The sequence below is a fragment of the Klebsiella sp. MISC125 genome (assembly GCF_051131775.1).
GTDB lineage: Bacteria > Pseudomonadota > Gammaproteobacteria > Enterobacterales > Enterobacteriaceae > Klebsiella.
The window spans coordinates 4,417,227-4,435,644 of the sequence record NZ_CP180448.1; the positions used below are offsets into that span (position 1 = coordinate 4,417,227).

Below are 18,418 nucleotides of genomic sequence, written 5' to 3' on the forward strand. Positions count from 1 at the left end.
ATCAGAATTTTGAGGATCAAGGCAATGTCGCAATACCATACTTTCACCGCCAACGATGCGGTGGCTTACGCACAACAATTTGGCGGTCTCGATAACCCGTCAGAACTGGTGTCCGCACAGGAAGTGGGCGACGGCAACCTCAATCTGGTATTTAAAATTTTTGATAACCAGGGCGTCAGCCGGGTTATCGTTAAGCAGGCCCTGCCCTACGTGCGCTGCGTCGGGGAGTCCTGGCCGCTGACGCTCGACCGCGCCCGCCTTGAGGCGCAAACTCTGGTCGCTCACTATCAGCACTGCCCGCAGCACACGGTACAAATTCTGCATTTTGATCCCGAGCTGGCGGTGATGGTGATGGAAGATCTCTCCGATCATCGCATCTGGCGCGGCGAGCTGATTAACAATGTTTACTACCCGCAGGCCGCCAGCCAGCTGGGGGAATACCTGGCCCAGGCGCTGTTTCACACCAGCGACTTTTATCTGCATCCGCATGAGAAAAAGGCCCAGGTGGCACAATTTATTAACCCAGAGATGTGCGAAATCACCGAGGATCTGTTCTTTAACGATCCGTATCAGGTTCACGAGCGCAATAACTACCCCGCGGCGCTGGAAGCCGATGTCGTCGCCCTGCGCGACGATGCACAGCTAAAGCTGGCGGTTGCGGCGCTGAAGCACCGTTTCTTCTCCCATACCGAAGCGCTGCTGCACGGCGATATCCATAGCGGCTCGATATTCGTCGCTGAGGGCAGCTTTAAGGCTATCGACGCCGAGTTCGGTTATTTCGGGCCGATTGGTTTTGATATCGGCACCGCCATCGGCAACCTGCTGCTCAACTACTGCGGCCTGCCTGGGCATTTAGGTATTCGCGATGCCGCCGCCGCACGCGAGCAGCGCCTGAACGATATTCAGCAGTTCTGGAATACCTTCGCCGAGCGTTTCCAGGCGCTGGCGGCGGAAAAAACCCGCGACGCTGCGCTGGCTTACCCCGGCTATGCCTCCACGTTCCTGAAGAAAGCGTGGGCTGATGCTATTGGCTTCTGCGGTACCGAGCTGATTCGCCGCAGCGTCGGGCTGTCGCACGTGGCGGATATCGACACTATTCAGGACGAAACCATGCGCCATGAATGCCTGCGCCACGCCATCACGCTGGGTAAAGCGCTGATTGTGCTTGCCGATCGCATCGACAGCGTCGATGAGCTGATTGCGCGAATTCGCCAGTACGGTTAATCGTTCCCGGGCCGCGACGCTAATGCGTCTTGCCCGGGCTACCTGGTCATAGCCGACCGCAAACTTGTAGCCCGGGTAAGGCGTTTACGCCGCGACCCGGGAAGGCAATAACCACAATCCCCTACCCCAGATACTCAATCACCGACAGCCCGCCGTTGTAATCGGTGCTGTAGATAATTCCCTGCGCATCAACAAACACATCGCAGGACTGAATCACCGGCGGGCGGCCCGGGCGGGTATCCATCATTTTTGCCGGTGCTGCAGGCACCAGCGCCCCGGTTTCCACCGGTCGATAAGGGTTAGATATATCGTAAGCGCGAACGCCCGCATTCTGGTACGTGGCAAAAATCAGCGTTGAGCTGACAAAGCTGCCGGGACGGTTTTCATGCAGATTATGCGGGCCGAAATGCGCCCCTTTCGCCACATAGTCAGTCTCATCCGGCTGCGGGAAAGTCGAAATACTCACCGGGTTTGTCGGGTCGCGAATATCAAACAGCCAGATCAGCTTCTCGCCATCCTGCTGGTTATCCAGCACCGCTTCATCAAGCACCACCAGCAGATCCCGGTCCGGTAGCGGCAGCGCGGTATGGGTACCGCCGCCAAACGGCGGGCTCCAGTTGCGATGGCTAATCAGCTTCGGCTGCGCGCGGTCTTTGACATCCAGCAGCGTCAGGCCGCCGTCGCGCCAGCTGCCGTAGGCGGTGTCCCCGGCGATAATCGCGTGATGCAGGGCATAGCGCTTACCTTCGGGCCAGTGCGGAGTTTCCCCCGCCGCCTGATTCATCCCCGGCAGCCACCAGCGCCCGGCGACTTCAGGTTTACGCGGATCGGCCAGATCGATGGTCAGGAAAATATAATCGCTAAAACCGTCGATCAGCGCGGAAACGTAGGCCCAGCGTCCACCGACGTACCAGATCCGATGAATACCGATCCCGTTGAGCGACAGGAAGCTGATTTCGCGCGGTTTATCCGGCGTCGAAATATCAAAAACCCGCAGTCCGGCGCTCCAGCCCTTATCCTGCACGTCGCTGACCGTCTCGCCCACCGAGCGGGTGTAGTAAACCTTTTCGTCGGCAAAGCGGGCATCGGCAAACAGATCCCGGGCGTTGATTACCAACAGCAGATCGTCATGGGCCTGCAAATGGACGTTCCAGGTACCGGGCGGCGCGGCAATGTAATTGACCGTTCGCGGATTTTTCGGATCGCGCACGTCGACCACCGAAAAGCCTTGCGACACCATATGGCCGATGTAAGCAAAGCCGCGGTGCACCATCAACTGGACGCCATCCGGGCGTCCCCCCTGTTCGCTATGCCCAATCAGCCGCATATTGCGGCTATATTCGGGGGTGGGTAATGCCGTCACGTTAGCTCCTGTTGCCGGGTGGCGCTGGTTTTCCCCCTCTCCCCGTGTGAGAGGCCGGGGTGAGGGCACCAGACAGCCACCGGACGCTATTATTTGTTTTTCGCTTCCAGAGTGGCGAACCACGGGGCGATAAAGTCTTCGGTCTGGCCCCAGCCCGGAATAATTTTACCCAGCGAGGCGACGTTCACCGCTCCCGGCTGCGCCGCCAGCAGCGCCTGTGGGATCGCCGCGGCTTTAAAGTCGTAGGTGGCCGGAGTCGCTTCACCAGCAATCTTATTGGCGATCAGACGCACGTTGGTGGCGCCGATAAGCTTCGGATCCACCGCCACGCTCACCTTCCACGGGCTTCCGGATTCGCGCATCAGTTGCAGATCCTGGTTAGAAATATCGATGCTGTAGAGCTTGATCTCGGTGCGGCCATTCTCTTTCAGCGCTTTATAAGCGCCCTGGCTGAAGGCATCCCAGGTGCCCCAGATAGCATCAATTTTGCCTTTCGGGTATTTGGCTAAGATCGCGCCGACTTTGTTGGCGGTATCGCCCTGCACGTCAGAAGAGACGGCGCCAATCGACTCCAGCTCCTTGATGCCGGGATTTTGCTTAAGCAATGTCTGGTAAGCGGCCTGACGGCGCTCCATCGGCGGGAAGCCTGCGACCCACAGCTTGACGATATTGGCTTTGCCGTTGAAGTCTTTCACCAGTTGGCCAAAGGAGAGTTCGGTCAGCGAGGCGTCATCCTGCTGGGTGACGGTCACGCCCGGAATTTCGCCGTTGACTGCGGTATCGAAGACCGAGACTTTAATCCCTGCATCCACGGCTTTTTTCACCAGCGCGGTGGCGTAAGGGTCGCGCCCCTGGGAAAGGATAATGCCGTCATATTTCTGGCTAATCGCCTGGTTAACGAAGTCCTGAAATTTGGCATCATCACCGTTGCTGAGGAAGGTGCTGATTTTAAAACCGAGCTTTTTACCTTCCTGAATCGCCCCAGAGACAAACTGGGTGGTGTTATCGTCAGAGCCCAAATTACGGATCACCGCGATGCGAATCGGGCCGCTATGTTCGGCAATCGCCGCCGGAACCGGCGTCGGGGTTTCAGCAAAGGCCACCGCAGAGTTGAACAACCCCAGCGCGATGAGTGAAAGCGTTATCTTTTTCATAGTGTTTACCCTGTAAAATTTTAAGTGCGGCGCTGAAAATAAGTCAGTGCCAGTGCGCCAGCCAGTACCAGCCCTTTAATAATGTCCATGGCGTAATACGGCACCGAGAGCATCACCAGGCCGTTGGAGAGCACGCCCAGAATCACCGCCCCCACCAGCGTACCGAGTGCGTTTGGTTTACCGGAACCGGCCAGCGAAAAGCCGATCCACGCCGCCGCGACCGCATCCATCAGATAGCCGCTACCGGCATTCACCTGCGATGAACCGATGCGCGAAGCCAGAAGAATGCCGCCCAGCCCTGCCAGCAGAGAAGCAATGACGTAGGCCGCCACTTTGTAGCGAGTGATCCGCAGGCCAGACAGGCGCGCCGCTTCCGGGTTGCCGCCGATGGCGTACATCCGCCGTCCGTGAGTGGTAAAAGAGAGCGCCAGCTGGGCGATAACGGTCACCACCAGCATAATGATCACGATAGTCGGCACCTGCCCCAGTAAACCAAACGCTGCCGGAATCGCACCTTCCGCCATATCGCCGCTCGGCAGCACCATGTTTTCGGTGATTGATCCGCCGTAGCTGTAAGTCATCGCCACCCCCTGAATCACAAACAGGCTGGCAAGCGTCGCCAGCATGTCGGGAATACGCAGGATCACGATCAGAAAAGCGTTAAATAGCCCGACTAAAGTACAGAGCGCGAGGGTGATAAGAATCGCCTCGGTAGTGCCAAAGCCGTGCCAGACGAACAGCGAAATCACCAGCGCGTTGGCCAGCGAGGCGGTTGATCCCACCGACAAATCAAAGCCGCCGATAGTCAGCGATATCGACACGCCGATGGCGATCACCGTCACGATGGCGATGGATCGCAGGATGTTGATGATGTTAAACGGGTCGAGGAAGTTGTCCGACGCGAGGCCAAAAACGGCGATCAGCAGAACAACGGTCAGCAACATGCCCCATTTGTAGAGAAAATCAAAAAATCGCTGACGGCCCGATACCGTCGCGTTAACTGTCAGGGCCTTACTCACGCTGCTGCTCCTCCGGTGGAGTAATAAAGAATGTTCTCTTCCCGGGCCTCAGCGCCGGGAATTTCCGCCACGATGCGTCCGTCCCACAGCACGCAGATGCGATCGCACAAGCCGACCAGCTCAGAGAATTCGCCCGAGGCGTAAATCACCCCTTTGCCTTCCCGCGCCAGGCCATCAATCAGATTGAATAGATCCGTTTTGGCTTTCACATCGACGCCTTTGGTCGGCTCATCGAAAATCAGCACGTTGGCGTTGCCGCGCAGCCATTTACCAATCGCTACCTTTTGCTGATTGCCGCCGGAGAGGCGGCGCAGGGTCTGCGCCGGTCCGGAAGTGCGAATACCCACCCGCGCAATGACTTCTTCCGCCCAGCGCCAGGCCTGACGATGACCAAAAAGGCTCCAGCGGGAAAAGCTGTTATCGGCGCTGACCGCCAGATTCATCGCCACCGGCTCCTCGATAAAAATCCCCTCTTTGCGCCGCTCTTCCGGCACCAGCGCCAGACCGCGTGCCACCGAATCCGCCGGATCGCGCGGTCGCCAGGGCTGGTTGTTCAGCTCTCCATGCGTCAGGCGGCTTTTGCTGGCACCAAACAGCGCCTTGCACAGTTCCGTTTTCCCGGCCCCAGCCAGCCCGGCAATACCGAGAATTTCCCCCTTGCGCAGGCGCAGGGAGATATCCTGCAGCAACCCTTCGTCGTGCAGCCCTTCAACCTGCAGCAGCACCTCATCGCTGTGCGGCGGACGCTTCGGCGGAAAGATATCGCTCAGCTCATGGCCGAGCATCTTCTCGACGATCTGCTCACCGCTCAGTTCAGCCATCGGCCCGCTCTCAATCAGGCGACCGTCGCGCAGCACCGTCAGGGTGTCGCAAATCGCCTTCAGCTCATGAATACGATGCGAGATAAACACCACGCCAATCCCCTGCTGCTGCAGGCGGCGAACCACCGCAAACAGGCGTTCGCTTTCGTTCTGGTCCAGCGGCGCGGTGGGTTCGTCGAGGATAAGAAAACGGCAATGATGCGACAGGGCGCGGGCCAGCAGAATTTGCTGTTTTTCCGCCAGCGTGCAGCTATCGATTGAACGCCGCACGTCGAGGGTGACGTCCAGCTGGGTCAGCGCTTCGCGCGCCAGTTGACGCAGTCGTCCCCAGCGAAAGGCGATCCCCGGTTCCGCCAGCCTGTCGAGCATAATGTTTTCGGCGATGCTCAGGCCCGGAACCAGCGCAACATCTACCTCCTGCTGCACCAGATGAATACCCAGCTGTTTGGCATCGCGCGGCGAGCGAATACTCACCGGCTGATTGTTGATCACCACTTCGCCTTCGTAATGCGCGTGCGTACCGCACAGCACCGCCATTAGCGTCGATTTCCCCGCGCCGTTAGCCCCGGTGAGCGCATGCACCGAACCGCCTTTCAGGGTGAATGCCACGTTGCTCAGCGCCCGGAAGCCAGAAAAGGCCAGGCTAATGTTTTGCATCTCAAGGCGATTGCCGGTCATCCCCTGTACCCTGTCGATTAATCTTCTGATTTAATGAATTTTTCATAGCCGCCCTTGACTGACAAATGCATAAAAGGCATAAGATAAAGCGAAATAATATTAGCCATCTGGATGTCCAGACATAACATCAGGTTAGCGAAACACAACAAGGACAGCATTTATGAGTCACAGCGATATCCGCGTGGTCCCCGGCCCCGCCAACTACTACTCCCATCCCGGCAGCCTGGCCCGACTGCATGATTTTTATAGCGAAGAGCAGCTTTCACGGGCGGTATGGGTTTACGGCGAGCGGGCTATCGCTGGCGCGCAGGATTTCCTGCCGGAAGCGTTTAACGCTCCTGGAGCCAAAAGAATCTTATTTAAAGGTCATTGCAGCGAAAGCGACGTCAGCGAACTGGCCCGCGAGTCAGGTGACGATCGGTCAGTGGTGATTGGCGTCGGCGGCGGTGCGCTGCTGGACACCGCGAAAGCGCTGGCCCGCCGCCTCGGCCTGCCGGTAGTGGCGATCCCCACCATCGCCGCCACCTGCGCAGCGTGGACGCCGCTGTCAGTGTGGTACAACGACGCCGGTCAGGCGCTGCAGTTTGAAATCTTCGACGACGCCAACTTCCTCGTGCTGGTGGAGCCGCAAATTATCCTCAACGCACCAGCGGAATATCTGCTGGCGGGTATCGGCGATACGCTGGCGAAGTGGTATGAAGCGGTGGTACTGGCCCCGCAGCCGGAGACGCTGCCGCTCACCGTGCGCCTCGGCATCAACGGCGCGCTGGCGATCCGCGATGTGCTGCTGGAAAGCAGCGAAACCGCGCTGGCCGACCAGCAGCGCGGCGAGCTGACTCAGGCTTTCCGCGATGTGGTAGACGCGGTTATCGCCGGCGGCGGTATGGTCGGCGGATTAGGCGAGCGCTACACTCGCGTCGCCGCCGCCCATGCGGTGCACAATGGCCTGACGGTGCTGCCGCAGACCGAGAAATATCTGCATGGAACCAAAGTCGCCTACGGCATTCTGGTACAGAGCGCCCTGCTTGGTCAGGACGATGTGCTGGCGCAGCTGGTGCAGGCGTATCAGCGCTTTAACCTGCCGACCACCCTGGCAGCGCTGGAGGTCGATATCAACAATCGCCAGGAGCTGGATCAAGTCATCGCTCATACCCTGCGCCCGGTGGAGTCCATCCATTTCCTGCCGGTTGAGCTGAACGCCGAAACCCTGCGCGCGGCGTTCGAAAAAGTCGAACGCTTCGCCGGTTAATTCCCCCGTTTAATTCGCCTCTGCCGCCCGGCGGAGGCGATTTCGAGTCGCCTCGCAAAGCCGATGTTTCTGTCTTTATTCCGCATAAAATCTGCATTATCGTCTCCTATAAGATAATTTAAATTTACTTATAATCTTATTATTTACTTATGATGAGCTTTGACATAAAGTGGAGGTCAGGATGATCGTTTTTTGGTCGAAAAGCGCAGAAAAACAGCTCGCCGCAATAGATTCCCGCTATCAGGAGAGAATCAAAGAAAAGCTACGCACCATGGATGATAAAAATGCACCGGCTCCGGATATTAAAAAACTCAAGCAGTCGGCGCCCGAAGATCATTATCGGTTGCGTGTAGGCGATTATCGAATCATCTTCACACAGTTTGAGGGGATATCTGAAAGCTGCTATGTCGTCGCGATAAAGCGCAGAACCTCAACAACCTATCTTCACGAGGAGGCAACGCCTTATGGCTGTGCAACTAATTAAGGATGACGAGGGCAACCCACAATATGTGGTGATCCCCTATAACGAATACTTCCAGATGCGTCTGAAAATGGCGGAATACGATGATGAAAAAGAGGAAGAGTGGGAAGACGTCCCCTACGAATCTGATGAATTCGACGATGTCCCATTACCTGACAGCGTCTGCGACATCATGCATCGTGAGAAAGTCAGCCTGCAGGCTGCCTGGCGTATCCTACGTGGCCTGTCGCAGCAGGAAGTAGCCGATAAGCTTGGCGTGAGTCAGTCTGCGGTTTCCCAGCTAGAAGCTATCGACTCCCGCCCGCAAAAGCGCACCCGCGAAAAGCTGGCGGCAATATACGGCTGCACACAGGAACAAATCAGCCTGTATCTGCCGAAAGAGGGTTAACCCCCGTGCGAAGTAAGATTAACGGCTATGACCAGAGCCGTTAATCTTTACTTATGTCGAAGACGCTATTTCTTGTCTGAACTACAGCTTTGCACCCGCTCCGGGAAAATGGTCTGCAAAGTACTGGAGAGCTTTGTCCATTCGCTGCTCATCTGCTGCGCCTGTTCAGCGGTTAATACCGCCCCCTGCTTCTTAATCAGATCTGATTCTACTTTGGTGTAATGAACCAGAACGGAATCGACATTTTTATATTTATCGCTCGCCAGCATATTCTTCATAGCGTTGATATTGGCAATACCATCGTCAACAAAAACAACGGACTGATATTGACGCTGCGTTTTATCGAGCAAGAAATCCAGAATCACGCCTTTATCCTGCCCGGATGACAGCATGATGCCGTTGCCATAAATATAAGAGCGTTTCAGTCTGCCCTCATAAAGAGGCGCATCGGTTGCATTAAGCGGCTTAAGTGGTGAAGCACTAAAATTGATACCGTTCTTTTTCAGCTCACGCTCAGTAGCATAGCGGGTATCCGGAGCGCGCGAGGTTAGCGCGAAAACGCTGTGTTTCTCTTGCCAGGATTTCATCTGCGCCGCTAACCCGGGGTCGGTCAACGTCATGGTGCCAATATTATAAAGCAGCGCAATGGAATCTTCATATAAGCAAGAGACCTTCTGGTCAGCGCTGGGTTTCAACGGTAGCTTATTGGTTTGCCATTGATACCAGATATCGCCGCCCACTTCGAGCTGGCTGGTCAGGACCGTATTATCGATATCAAATACCAGTAAGACATTTTCTGGCTGATAACGTGTGTCCTTCTCTTTAATTATCTTACCGACGGTTTCATAGGAATCCGATTCAATCGTCGTCACTTCTGCCAGAGAAAGAGGAATATAGCTTAATAAAGACAGGGCAATAGCATACCTGCAGACTTTAATCATAACAGTCCCTTATTTAATAATGTTTAGTTTTTAAAAGGTATAAGTTAAACCCATACGATAACGACCCTGGCGCTCATCAGTAGTTTTATCGGTACCGCGGTAATCAGCAATACTGACGTAAGGCACCCATGAACCAAACTTATAACCGACTTTGAACGAAGCGGTATAGTTTTCGTTGCCATTATCCCAGGTAATATAGCCGTTGTTATAATAAACAAGATTCAGCTGATACTGGAAATTGCTATTATCCGGGCGATAATCAACCCACAGATCGTAACGGCGGTTATTGCGATCATCGTTACCATAGCCTTTTGATTTACTGGTGGCTTTATCCATGTCATAACGGAAACGACCGGAGACGCGCCAGGCTTTGCTAAAGTTATAACCCGCGGATAAACCATACTCGTAGGTGGTCCAGTATTCGGTAGAATCCAACCAGAACATCGGCTCCAGCCAGAAGTTTTTATCATCCAGTGGCTTAAAACGGTAAACAATAGAAAGGCCGGAACCATTGTTATTAAACTGCGACGGGTCCCATTTATCCTTATTGCCTTCCTGAGTGTTGTAACGTAACTCACCCATTAACCCGATACCATTACTAAAGAAGGTTCCGAATTCAACACGATCGGCGTGGGTTCTTTTCTTATCTAAATATTCGTGACGATAATCGATAAAACCATGCGGCTGTTCAGCGTAAACGCTGTGCGCCGCCAGACCGGTCAATACTAATGCTGCAACTGGAATTATTCTTTTCATTATCTACCCCTTATCATAATTGTCTGGTCGACGTAGTTGTTTATATCGTGTAGCAAACCTGGCGCGGAGCGCTGGCGAATGAGCGACTTCACTGCCTTTAGCAAAAAAGGCCATATCATCATCCGTCACCGCTGAGCACAATTTATCTAAAAGCGTTTTCTGTATATCTTCATTAACAAATGCAGATTCAATCGCCATCATCGAAACATCAATCAGTTCTGCGCGTTGAAAACCAAATGAGTCCATAGCAAACTGATATTCTTTTAATATATCCGTTGCACAAATGCCGGCATCGTCCGTATTAAGATTTAGCCTCACGCCACTATCATAAAGCGCTCTGATGGGATGAGTGCTATTCCCTTGCCGGATATCATTAATCAGCAAATGATTACTGGTTAATGAGACTTCGAGTAATATTTCTTTCTCAACAAGTTCCGCAATAAGCTCCGGACATTCGATGGCACGAATACCGTGACCAATACGCGAAGCACCGGCAGCCAGCGCCTCTTTTACACTTTGTGCACCGCAGATTTCCCCGGCATGTAAAGAGCCGCGCAGACCTTGCTGATAGAGCATGTTGAGAGAAGGAACATAATCATTGAAACGATGTATTCCTTCATGCCCGGCGACATTGACACCAACAATATAAGGATCTGGGTTGTTCAGAAAAAGATCCACAACCGCACCCGCTCGCTCTATTCCATCGTGCCTGATAAGAACAACATGCAGGCGGGTGACCGTACCATATCGTTCCTCAGCGTCTTTTATTGCCCGCGTCACCTCACGCAAACAGGCAAGATAATTGCTCTCGCCATCACCGTCGCCAACCTTCATCATATGGTCTGGTGAAATAAGCAACTCACAATAGATCATCCCCGCTTGCGCATTGCGTGAAATGAAATCCATCGCTATCAGATAATAATCTTCCGGAGTCTGAACTAATGATGAGATAAAGTCATAAATATTAATAAAATGACTGAAATCTGATGTGTCCCACACATACTCATAATCTCCGGGGATGGCACGCTGCTTTATATAATCATTTGATAAAGCAATTCCATTTTTTCGCGACAGGTGGACCGCTAAATTAGCCGTCACTGACCCCTCCAGATGTTCATGCAAAATAATCTTTGGTATTGATAACACTGATATTATCCTTAAAACTTTATATCATCCAATGAATTGCATAATAACGTGATAACTTTTACTACCAAGATAGACGCCAACAATACCGATAATTCCCGGTAGCACCGGCGGTGCAGGTATTGGCAGTTTAAAAATACTAAATATAAGGCCAGTCACAACCCCAACCAAAAGAGCAATAAAAACCTCAGACATACAAAACCCTTGAGTAGAAATAAAGAATGGCCGTCCTTAATAAAGGAAAGAAATCCTATATATTCAGTTAATCATCTCTACCAGAGATTGTTCATGGTAAAAAGTATACAATGAAAAATTGGTAGATACCACTATAACAATAAAGCAAGGTGTGACAAAGTTCACATTCAAAACAATAATCAAAAAATCATTTAAATACAATAAGTTATGTTAATTCATTTATTCAAAATCGTGCTTCAATTGCATCAAAATCTAAAAACCACTACAGTTAATGCATTATTGGTACCAACCACGGAACGAAAAAGCATATGTCAGGTTTGTCTTCCCCATCGAGCAATGACTCACAGTCGCTAAAATATCTGGATCTGTTCACCATCATTAAAGAAAAAATCGATAACTATGAATGGCCAGAAAATGAAACCATCCCCACCGAACGCGAGTTAGCTGAACGCTATCAAACCAGTCGTACCACCGTGCGCAAGGCTATCGAACATTTACGCCAAAAAGGCTATCTACATAGCGAACACGGCCGCGGGACATTCGTTCTTCCTGAACTCAGCCGTCGTTCCCAGCGCCAGTTACACGGATTCACCGATGATATCCTCGCGCGTAAAGGCACGCCGAAACAGCAGATCCTCGAATTCGGCTTCGTTGCGGTGAATGAACCTATCCGTAATGCGTTACAGCTCTCTAGTCATACCCGAGTTTTGCGGATCAAGAGAGTGCGTTTTGACAATACCACCCCGATGGGTATTCAAACGACCTATCTTCCTATCGATGAAAACAATGCGTTTACCGAGGAAGAGCTACTGGAATTTGGCTCTCTGTATAAACTCCTGGCCGAGAAAATGGGACTTGAACTGCTCGAAGCTTATGAAACCATTAGCGCTCGCCAGCCCTCTTCTGCTGAAGCCTCGCTGCTGGAACTCTCCGTTCATGATGTCATTCTGACCTGTACCAGAGTCACACTTTCCATTAATAGAAAACCGATGGAATATGTCGAAATGATCTACCCTGCCAGCCGCTACTCTTACGAAATAAAAATTACCAAAGACAGCTTTAACCGTAAATAAACCGATCCCCCGGCGAAATTAGCTTTATTCCCGGGGGAAATACTTCGGCTACTTCAGAATATCGTTTACATCCTGGAACAGATAAAACTTGGTATTCTGATACGGCTGGAAATTATTATCCGAGACAAATATCAACGTCTTTTTACCGTCAATTAGCGGGCCGAAGGTGACACCTTCTATGCAGTCCGGTGCATTCGTCACATCAGAGAAATCAATCAGCAATTTTTTCACCGCCGATTGAATAATGCTCCGCTTCTCAACCTGCGCCAGCGATTTAATCTCTTTGATATCCGTGCTTGCCGTAGTGTCCGCCAGCCACACCTTGACGGAAAAATCCCAGTCGTTAAACCCTTCCGAGGCATTACGTCCGGAACGCTCAACCACCAGCAGTTTATTTTCATTAAGCGCTAAAACTTCCGACACGCCGTTATCGTTAATCCCAAACGTCGAGATATGAGCCACTGGATCAACGTTGTAAAGGAAGGATTTTTCCAGTTCGGGCTTCTTATCACCGCCGTGATAGCGGAACTTTAAAATCCGCGCCGGGCTTGAGTTCATTGGCGAGGCCAGCGGACCATCTTGTTTTAATGCCCCTTCAGCCGCCACGAACAGATATTGATTATCCGGGGTAAACGAAAGTCCTTCCCAGGAAATGCCGCTGCGAAATCCTTCGGGATCCTCTTTTTTACTATCAACCGAATACCCCTCAGGAAAGACAGCGCTCAGGTCTTCAACGAATTTGCCGGTTAACGTGCTTTTACGCAGCGGGCTACCGGCTTCAGAGGTCCAGAGCAGCTGATTTTCTGGGGTGATGACCATCCCTTCCGCATCGACAAATCCCTTTTTAAACGCTTCGCCACCGGCATCAAGAAGATCGTACTGCTGCTCAACGACGACATCCTTAATGCCTTCGGCGGAGAGATCGACTTTCAGTTTATAGAAACGCGGTTTACCTTCCGTCGGGGTATTTCGACTGTCAGAAATAGCATAAAAACGCTGCTCGCCTTCATGCCAGCGAATTGCCGAGAGTCCACCAAAGGGCACATTCTTCCAGGTAAATGACGTCGGTATCGTATACTCGCCAAGAAATTTAAGGCCCGATTCATTGGCAACAGAGTACGTTGAAAAACCCAGTAATATTGAAAGTGCAGCACCGGATAATAAAATATTTTTAATATTCAAAACCTACTCCTTTCCTTTTGCGGATGAAATAAACTGGCTAATTTCGTCAATACTGGCCAAATGTCCTCTGGCACCTATCTGCATAATATTCAGCGCGGCGGCAGCACTGGCAAACTCTATCGCTGGCGCTAATTTATAGTTATGTGCCCAGGTGTAAATAAATGAAGCGTTAAAGGTGTCCCCTGCGCCAGTGGTATCAACAACGGGGATCTTAAAACCCGGATGACGAGCTTCTTCCTGCTCGGTTACGGCGATAACTCCTGCTGCGCCGCAGGTCACCACCAGCGCAGACAGCGAATATTTGCGGCGTAGCGCATGCAACACCGGCCATTCCGGGTCGCAATTGCAGCTGGCGGTAAAACCGTCCTGGTTAAAAATAGCAATATCGGCCAGATTTAATATTTCCGCCAGTTGCTCTTTATCGCTGGCAATATGCGGCTCAATATCGACCGCCACCAGGGTATGATGTGCATGAGCATACTGTGCCTGAATAGCATATTTTCCGAGGTCGCCCGGCATGGTGTACATAATGTCGCTTTCAGCAATCGCGGTAAACGCCGTCTGCGGATCCCATTCACAATTATCCCCCGGAGCATAGATTAATGACTTCTCTCCGCTCTCATCGAGAATAATAATCGCCATATTGGGGTCCTGGCCTGGGTTGATTTTGATATAACGGGTATCAACACCGTGACGATTAAAATCATCGACAATCAACTGACCATAGCGATCGTCGCCAGCGCTGGATAACGAGACCACCTTCAACCCCAGCGTTGACATCATGCACGCGCTATTCGCTACAGTGCCGCCCACATTTTCGGATATTTTTTTGCCAACGACTTTGTCATCATTTCCCGGCAGCCTGGGCACCCGAAAAACCAAATCAATGTTGCCACTTCCGACCGCAACGACATCATATTTTTTTATCATTTCGTATCCTCGAATGTAACGCGCTCTCCACCCATTGCGACATAACGCTCCGCCAGTGTTAAAGAGAGTTGGAAAAGCAGCAGTATATTTCGCTGTAAATAATCATGCGCTCTGAAATTCCCTGGCGGCGCAAAGCAATATGACAATGCCCCCTGGCGAGTCAAACGCTGCTGAATAGAGGCACACAGTGCCAGGTCTTTATCTTTTTCGGGAAACATCACCACAAGGTGCTGTTGATTGGCCTGGTTGAGCCTTAGTGCATGGCAATACTCTTCAATCGGGAAAAAATGAGCCTCTATCTGCGGCCCGCAGGACATAAGATTTGACGCCAGATACGCCATCCCCCAGGTCATTCCATTTCCCAGAAACACCACCCGACGGGAGAAAAATGCCTCAGCATACTCCGTCAGCCATGTCTGCCACTGCACGTTTTCCCAATCCTGAGCCAAATGTGGAATATCGACATTGGTTATCTCTGGCACCGCCGTTTTCGCCTGAATAATCCGCTCAGCCAGCCTCATTAATAAAAACAGCGTTGCGGAACTACTTTGGGTCGGCATCCCTTTTTTACATGCCTGTGTAAACAGCATTCGCGACGATAAGTTAGCAAACGGGCTTCCCGGTGAGTTGGTCATCCCTACAACCCCGGCTTTCATCGTGAGCGCATGGGCAAGCGCATCGAGAACCGGAGAAGGCCTGCCGCTGGCACTGATGACAACCACCAGCGAACCAGCGCTAAAATGCGCCGCTGACAGGCCCAGGAAGGTAAACGACTGCACGGCGCGGCATCGAATCGCCCCACAACGATTCAGATATGCCTCTACCATCAGCGCAATGGCGTATGAATCTCCAGACCCCACCAGGTACAGCTGTTCCAGCGAGGAAAAATCAATATCCGCTAGTGCCTCCAGACCATCAGACTGAGACTGAATCGCGGATAGCAGACCGGAGATCCCGGCAATTTCTTGCCGGGTGCTGGACAATGGCATGATGACCTTCTCTTCCCTATCCGCTCTCATTTTTCGTTAACCTTTTAGAGATTCCATGGCCAGCTTCGTCAGCCCGGAAGCTATCTCCGGCAGATTAAAGTCGCGACTGTTTACGGAGTTGAAAAACGCATACTGCTCTTTCGGCAGCGCGTCGAATCCCTTCCAGGCACCCGCAATCGCCCCGGCCATCGTAGCAATACTGTCCGTGTCGTTACCGACATTACTTGCGGCGACAATGGTCTCCCACGGACGCCCCTCGCAGAAGGCAAGCAGACCAATTGCCGCCGGGATGGACTCATGCGCCGCCACGGAGTTACCGATATAGCCTTCAATCTCATACAGGCATTTTTCCAGTGAATCTGCTTCGCGGGCGATTTTTACCGCCAGTCGGGTGCGCATTTCAATGGAAGGACCGGCGACGCAGCGCGCATGTTTTTTCGCCAGCGATTCGCCATAGCGTGCACCTTCCAGGCTGGCGTCAATAATCTCATCCAGCGTGGTATCAACCACCATTGCCTGAGAAGTTGCGCCCGCAATTGCACAGGCGCTGGCAATAGCGATATTGGTATCATGCGAGGGAATGCAGGTCAGCAGCGCGAGGTCGCAGGCCTTCGTTAGCTGGCCTGGATAGATTAACCCGGCTGGTGCCACGCGCATTCCCGCGCCGTTGGTAGTGCCAACATTGGGTGCCTGACGGGTCGAGGTACCAATACGCCCGATAGTATTGGTCGGATACCCTTCACGTAGCGCTTTGACGACCTGTTCTGTGGTTGGCCCTTTGTACATCGCGTAAGGCATCATATCGGCCCAGCGCAGCAGCGCGGCTTTCCAGTCATCATTGGTAAATTGCCCGTAGCCCGCAGCAATCAGCGCTTCCGCTAAAACATACATCTGGCTTGAGTCGTCGGTGATTAAACCCGCCACACCCTTTAGTGAACCGGCAAAAGTATCCAGTGGCGGCTCGACAAACTTGTCTAACCAACCGCCCCACTTCTGTTTAATCTCATCGATGCTATACAATTCCGTCGCCGCGCCGAGCGCATCGCCCATCCCCGCACACGCCAGCGCCCCGAAAATTTTGTTGTAAACCACCGAATCGTATCCAACTAAAGCCATATAAATATCCTTAATAGTCATAGAGGTAAGAGCCCGATCCGACTAGCTGACCGGTTACTGATTTTGCGCTAGCAGAATCAGGCTCTCATTCATTAACATCACACTGACAATCAAAATTGGTAGATACCAATCAAACCAACAATCAGAAGAAATAAAAATTAAAAGTGCAAAAATATGTGATAAACATCAAAATAAATTTTAATAAAATTAATCAAATCAAATAATTATAAAAATAAATACTCAGCATCTCAAAAGGCATTTATTTTTATTGTGGTAGATACCAATTTGGTGATATTACTTTTAATGAACTGCGGCGACGCCTCAAAAACTCTCGTATCAGGACATGTGAGACTATGAAACTTTCAATCGGGGAAAAGATTGGCTTTGGTGCTGGTGATATGGCTATCGCTATCGTCATGATGTCGATGGCGATGATTATCACCTATTTTTATACGGACGTTTACGGCCTGACCCCTGGCGATTTGGGGATTCTGCTGATTGGCGTACGCTTTATCGATGCGGTGATCGACCCGCTGATTGGTATGATGACCGACAAAACAGAGAGTCGCTGGGGAAGATATCGTCCCTATCTGCTGTTTTTCTCCATCCCGTTTGGGATAACCATCTGGATGATGTTCACCACGCCAGATTTTGACTATACAGGCAAGCTTATCTGGGCCTGGGGTTCCTACATTGCGCTGACGCTGACCTATACGTTTATCTCAATCCCTTACGTTTCACTCATCGGCGTCATCACCGACGATCCTAAAGAACGTCTGAGCGCGAACAGCTATCGCTTTGTGATGACCAAAATCGCTATGTTTTTAGTCACCATTATCGTACCGATGGCGGCGCTGTACTTTGGCAAAAACAACCTGGCCAGCGGCTACCAGTTGGCGATGGGATCGATGGGGATTGTGTCGACGCTGCTGTGTATTTGCTGCTTCTTCACGGTAAAAGAGCGCATTACGCATAAAACCGAGCACATCCATTTTCCGACTCAGTTCAAGAATCTGATGAAGAATGACCAGTGGTTGATCCTCGGCGTATCGATTGCGTTAATCATGTTTGGCGGTATCGTGCGTAACTCGGTCGCGGCTTATTATGCCAAGTACTATCTGCACGGCGGCAACGAGCTGATTTCTCCGTTTCTGACCACCGGGGTTGTGGCGTCCGTTATGGCGATGCTGCTGGCCGGGACGATTACTCGCTACTACGACAAAATCAAAATGTTCCGTTATACCCAGCTGCTAACCTTCGTCGCCGGGGTTGCCATGTACTTCGTCGTTGGCGAGCAGAACATTTATCTGGCGTTTGTTTTCTTTTTCATCATTACGCTATTGGGCGACATGCAGTTGCCGGTGTACTGGGCCTCTATCGCAGAAGCAGTGGACTACGGCGAAGTGAAAACCGGCACCCGCGTTTCTGGGCTGGCGTTTGGCGGGATCCTCTTCTTCCAAAAGCTGGGAATGGGGCTGGCGGGTGGATTTATCGGCTTTTCGCTGAGCTTCTTCGGTTATCAGGCAGATGTCGAACAGTCGCCGTCATCGTTGCTGGGCATCACCCTGATGATGACGCTGATCCCGTCCGCATTTAACCTGATCGTCGGTCTGTTTATGAAGAAATACGTGATCAACGATCAGTACTACGAAGGCATCAAACAGAAGCTGGCGCAGGGTGAGACGGCGTAAAAAAGAAAAAGGCTTCAGAATCTGA

General features: G+C 51.9%; 18 protein-coding genes. 6 read left to right on the forward strand and 12 right to left on the reverse strand.

All coding sequences use genetic code 11. The annotated features are described in order from the left end of the window. The first annotated feature begins 24 nt into the window (after positions 1 to 24). Positions 25 to 1,224 carry an S-methyl-5-thioribose kinase gene (gene mtnK / locus ACMYSL_RS20840; RefSeq protein ID WP_434659818.1) on the forward strand — a complete coding sequence of 400 codons (1,200 nt, stop codon included), beginning with the start codon at positions 25 to 27 and terminating at the stop codon, positions 1,222 to 1,224. Positions 1,225 to 1,345: 121 nt separating this feature from the next. Here the strand turns inward: mtnK and ACMYSL_RS20845 are convergent, their stop codons facing one another. The 4 genes from ACMYSL_RS20845 to ACMYSL_RS20860 all read right to left on the reverse strand — a co-directional run bounded on the left by ACMYSL_RS20845 (position 1,346) and on the right by ACMYSL_RS20860 (position 6,259). Then, the gene (locus ACMYSL_RS20845; RefSeq protein WP_434659819.1) at positions 1,346 to 2,587 is read right to left on the reverse strand and encodes an LVIVD repeat-containing protein; all 1,242 of its coding nucleotides are present in this window, start codon (positions 2,585 to 2,587) and stop codon (positions 1,346 to 1,348) included. A gap of 89 nt (positions 2,588 to 2,676) precedes the next feature. After that, positions 2,677 to 3,741 (reverse strand): sugar ABC transporter substrate-binding protein, encoded by a 1,065-nt coding sequence (locus ACMYSL_RS20850; protein WP_182237012.1) that lies wholly within the window; start codon positions 3,739 to 3,741, stop codon positions 2,677 to 2,679. Between the two features lie 20 nt (positions 3,742 to 3,761). Further along, positions 3,762 to 4,760 (reverse strand): ABC transporter permease, encoded by a 999-nt coding sequence (locus tag ACMYSL_RS20855; protein ID WP_142514795.1) that lies wholly within the window; start codon positions 4,758 to 4,760, stop codon positions 3,762 to 3,764. Next, positions 4,757 to 6,259, reverse strand: coding sequence for a sugar ABC transporter ATP-binding protein (locus ACMYSL_RS20860; RefSeq protein ID WP_181483095.1), 1,503 nt, complete (start codon positions 6,257 to 6,259; stop codon positions 4,757 to 4,759). Before ACMYSL_RS20860 ends, ACMYSL_RS20855 begins: the two co-directional genes overlap by 4 nt. A 160-nt stretch (positions 6,260 to 6,419) precedes the next feature. On the opposite strand from ACMYSL_RS20860, the gene ACMYSL_RS20865 reads away from it, so the two are divergent. The 3 genes from ACMYSL_RS20865 to ACMYSL_RS20875 all read left to right on the forward strand — a co-directional run bounded on the left by ACMYSL_RS20865 (position 6,420) and on the right by ACMYSL_RS20875 (position 8,377). Next, the gene (locus tag ACMYSL_RS20865) at positions 6,420 to 7,508 is read left to right on the forward strand and encodes an oxidoreductase (protein ID WP_434659820.1); all 1,089 of its coding nucleotides are present in this window, start codon (positions 6,420 to 6,422) and stop codon (positions 7,506 to 7,508) included. 181 nt (positions 7,509 to 7,689) lie between these two features. After that, a complete protein-coding gene (locus ACMYSL_RS20870; RefSeq protein WP_434659821.1) occupies positions 7,690 to 7,992 on the forward strand; it encodes a type II toxin-antitoxin system RelE family toxin in 303 nt (100 codons plus the stop codon). Then, positions 7,973 to 8,377: a helix-turn-helix domain-containing protein gene (locus tag ACMYSL_RS20875; RefSeq protein ID WP_110273283.1), complete on the forward strand. Its 405-nt coding sequence runs from the start codon at positions 7,973 to 7,975 to the stop codon at positions 8,375 to 8,377. The genes ACMYSL_RS20870 and ACMYSL_RS20875 overlap by 20 nt, the downstream gene beginning before the upstream one ends. Positions 8,378 to 8,442: 65 nt before the next feature. Here ACMYSL_RS20875 and ACMYSL_RS20880 read toward each other — a convergent pair whose 3' ends face one another. From ACMYSL_RS20880 to ACMYSL_RS20895, 4 genes are all read right to left on the reverse strand, one after another. Further along, the gene (locus tag ACMYSL_RS20880; RefSeq protein WP_434659822.1) at positions 8,443 to 9,318 is read right to left on the reverse strand and encodes a DUF2608 domain-containing protein; all 876 of its coding nucleotides are present in this window, start codon (positions 9,316 to 9,318) and stop codon (positions 8,443 to 8,445) included. 30 nt (positions 9,319 to 9,348) lie between these two features. Beyond that, positions 9,349 to 10,074, reverse strand: a complete 726-nt coding sequence (locus tag ACMYSL_RS20885; protein WP_434659823.1) for an oligogalacturonate-specific porin KdgM family protein — start codon at positions 10,072 to 10,074, stop codon at positions 9,349 to 9,351. A 3-nt stretch (positions 10,075 to 10,077) separates the two neighbouring features. Then, positions 10,078 to 11,172, reverse strand: a complete 1,095-nt coding sequence (locus ACMYSL_RS20890) for an adenosine deaminase family protein (protein WP_434659824.1) — start codon at positions 11,170 to 11,172, stop codon at positions 10,078 to 10,080. 72 nt (positions 11,173 to 11,244) lie between these two features. Then, positions 11,245 to 11,412, reverse strand: a complete 168-nt coding sequence (locus ACMYSL_RS20895) for a XapX domain-containing protein (protein ID WP_434659825.1) — start codon at positions 11,410 to 11,412, stop codon at positions 11,245 to 11,247. Positions 11,413 to 11,720: 308 nt separating this feature from the next. Here ACMYSL_RS20895 and ACMYSL_RS20900 point away from each other — a divergent pair, with 308 nt between their 5' ends. Next, positions 11,721 to 12,485 carry a GntR family transcriptional regulator gene (locus ACMYSL_RS20900; RefSeq protein WP_434659826.1) on the forward strand — a complete coding sequence of 255 codons (765 nt, stop codon included), beginning with the start codon at positions 11,721 to 11,723 and terminating at the stop codon, positions 12,483 to 12,485. A gap of 48 nt (positions 12,486 to 12,533) precedes the next feature. Here ACMYSL_RS20900 and ACMYSL_RS20905 read toward each other — a convergent pair whose 3' ends face one another. From ACMYSL_RS20905 to ACMYSL_RS20920, 4 genes are read right to left on the reverse strand one after another with little or no spacing between them, the layout of a single operon-like run. Then, the gene (locus ACMYSL_RS20905) at positions 12,534 to 13,667 is read right to left on the reverse strand and encodes an esterase-like activity of phytase family protein (protein WP_434659827.1); all 1,134 of its coding nucleotides are present in this window, start codon (positions 13,665 to 13,667) and stop codon (positions 12,534 to 12,536) included. 3 nt (positions 13,668 to 13,670) lie between these two features. After that, entirely contained in the window at positions 13,671 to 14,597 is a 927-nt protein-coding gene (locus ACMYSL_RS20910) for a carbohydrate kinase family protein (protein WP_434659828.1), read from the reverse strand. Further along, a complete protein-coding gene (locus ACMYSL_RS20915; protein WP_434659829.1) occupies positions 14,594 to 15,616 on the reverse strand; it encodes an SIS domain-containing protein in 1,023 nt (340 codons plus the stop codon). The genes ACMYSL_RS20910 and ACMYSL_RS20915 overlap by 4 nt, the downstream gene beginning before the upstream one ends. Positions 15,617 to 15,622: 6 nt before the next feature. After that, positions 15,623 to 16,702 carry an ADP-ribosylglycohydrolase family protein gene (locus tag ACMYSL_RS20920; protein ID WP_434659830.1) on the reverse strand — a complete coding sequence of 360 codons (1,080 nt, stop codon included), beginning with the start codon at positions 16,700 to 16,702 and terminating at the stop codon, positions 15,623 to 15,625. Between the two features lie 353 nt (positions 16,703 to 17,055). On the opposite strand from ACMYSL_RS20920, the gene ACMYSL_RS20925 reads away from it, so the two are divergent. Continuing rightward, positions 17,056 to 18,393 (forward strand): MFS transporter, encoded by a 1,338-nt coding sequence (locus ACMYSL_RS20925; RefSeq protein WP_434659831.1) that lies wholly within the window; start codon positions 17,056 to 17,058, stop codon positions 18,391 to 18,393. Positions 18,394 to 18,418: the final 25 nt, after the last annotated feature.

Coding starts and splice junctions, on each gene's coding strand:
- ACMYSL_RS20925 (WP_434659831.1), top strand. CDS start 17,056: ATGAAACTTTCAATCGGGGAAAAGATTGGCTTTGGTGCTGGTGATATG.
- ACMYSL_RS20915 (WP_434659829.1), bottom strand. CDS start 15,616: ATGAGAGCGGATAGGGAAGAGAAGGTCATCATGCCATTGTCCAGCACC.
- ACMYSL_RS20875 (WP_110273283.1), top strand. CDS start 7,973: ATGGCTGTGCAACTAATTAAGGATGACGAGGGCAACCCACAATATGTG.
- ACMYSL_RS20870 (WP_434659821.1), top strand. CDS start 7,690: ATGATCGTTTTTTGGTCGAAAAGCGCAGAAAAACAGCTCGCCGCAATA.
- mtnK (WP_434659818.1), top strand. CDS start 25: ATGTCGCAATACCATACTTTCACCGCCAACGATGCGGTGGCTTACGCA.
- ACMYSL_RS20860 (WP_181483095.1), bottom strand. CDS start 6,259: ATGACCGGCAATCGCCTTGAGATGCAAAACATTAGCCTGGCCTTTTCT.
- ACMYSL_RS20910 (WP_434659828.1), bottom strand. CDS start 14,597: ATGATAAAAAAATATGATGTCGTTGCGGTCGGAAGTGGCAACATTGAT.
- ACMYSL_RS20865 (WP_434659820.1), top strand. CDS start 6,420: ATGAGTCACAGCGATATCCGCGTGGTCCCCGGCCCCGCCAACTACTAC.
- ACMYSL_RS20920 (WP_434659830.1), bottom strand. CDS start 16,702: ATGGCTTTAGTTGGATACGATTCGGTGGTTTACAACAAAATTTTCGGG.
- ACMYSL_RS20900 (WP_434659826.1), top strand. CDS start 11,721: ATGTCAGGTTTGTCTTCCCCATCGAGCAATGACTCACAGTCGCTAAAA.
- ACMYSL_RS20850 (WP_182237012.1), bottom strand. CDS start 3,741: ATGAAAAAGATAACGCTTTCACTCATCGCGCTGGGGTTGTTCAACTCT.
- ACMYSL_RS20895 (WP_434659825.1), bottom strand. CDS start 11,412: ATGTCTGAGGTTTTTATTGCTCTTTTGGTTGGGGTTGTGACTGGCCTT.
- ACMYSL_RS20885 (WP_434659823.1), bottom strand. CDS start 10,074: ATGAAAAGAATAATTCCAGTTGCAGCATTAGTATTGACCGGTCTGGCG.
- ACMYSL_RS20880 (WP_434659822.1), bottom strand. CDS start 9,318: ATGATTAAAGTCTGCAGGTATGCTATTGCCCTGTCTTTATTAAGCTAT.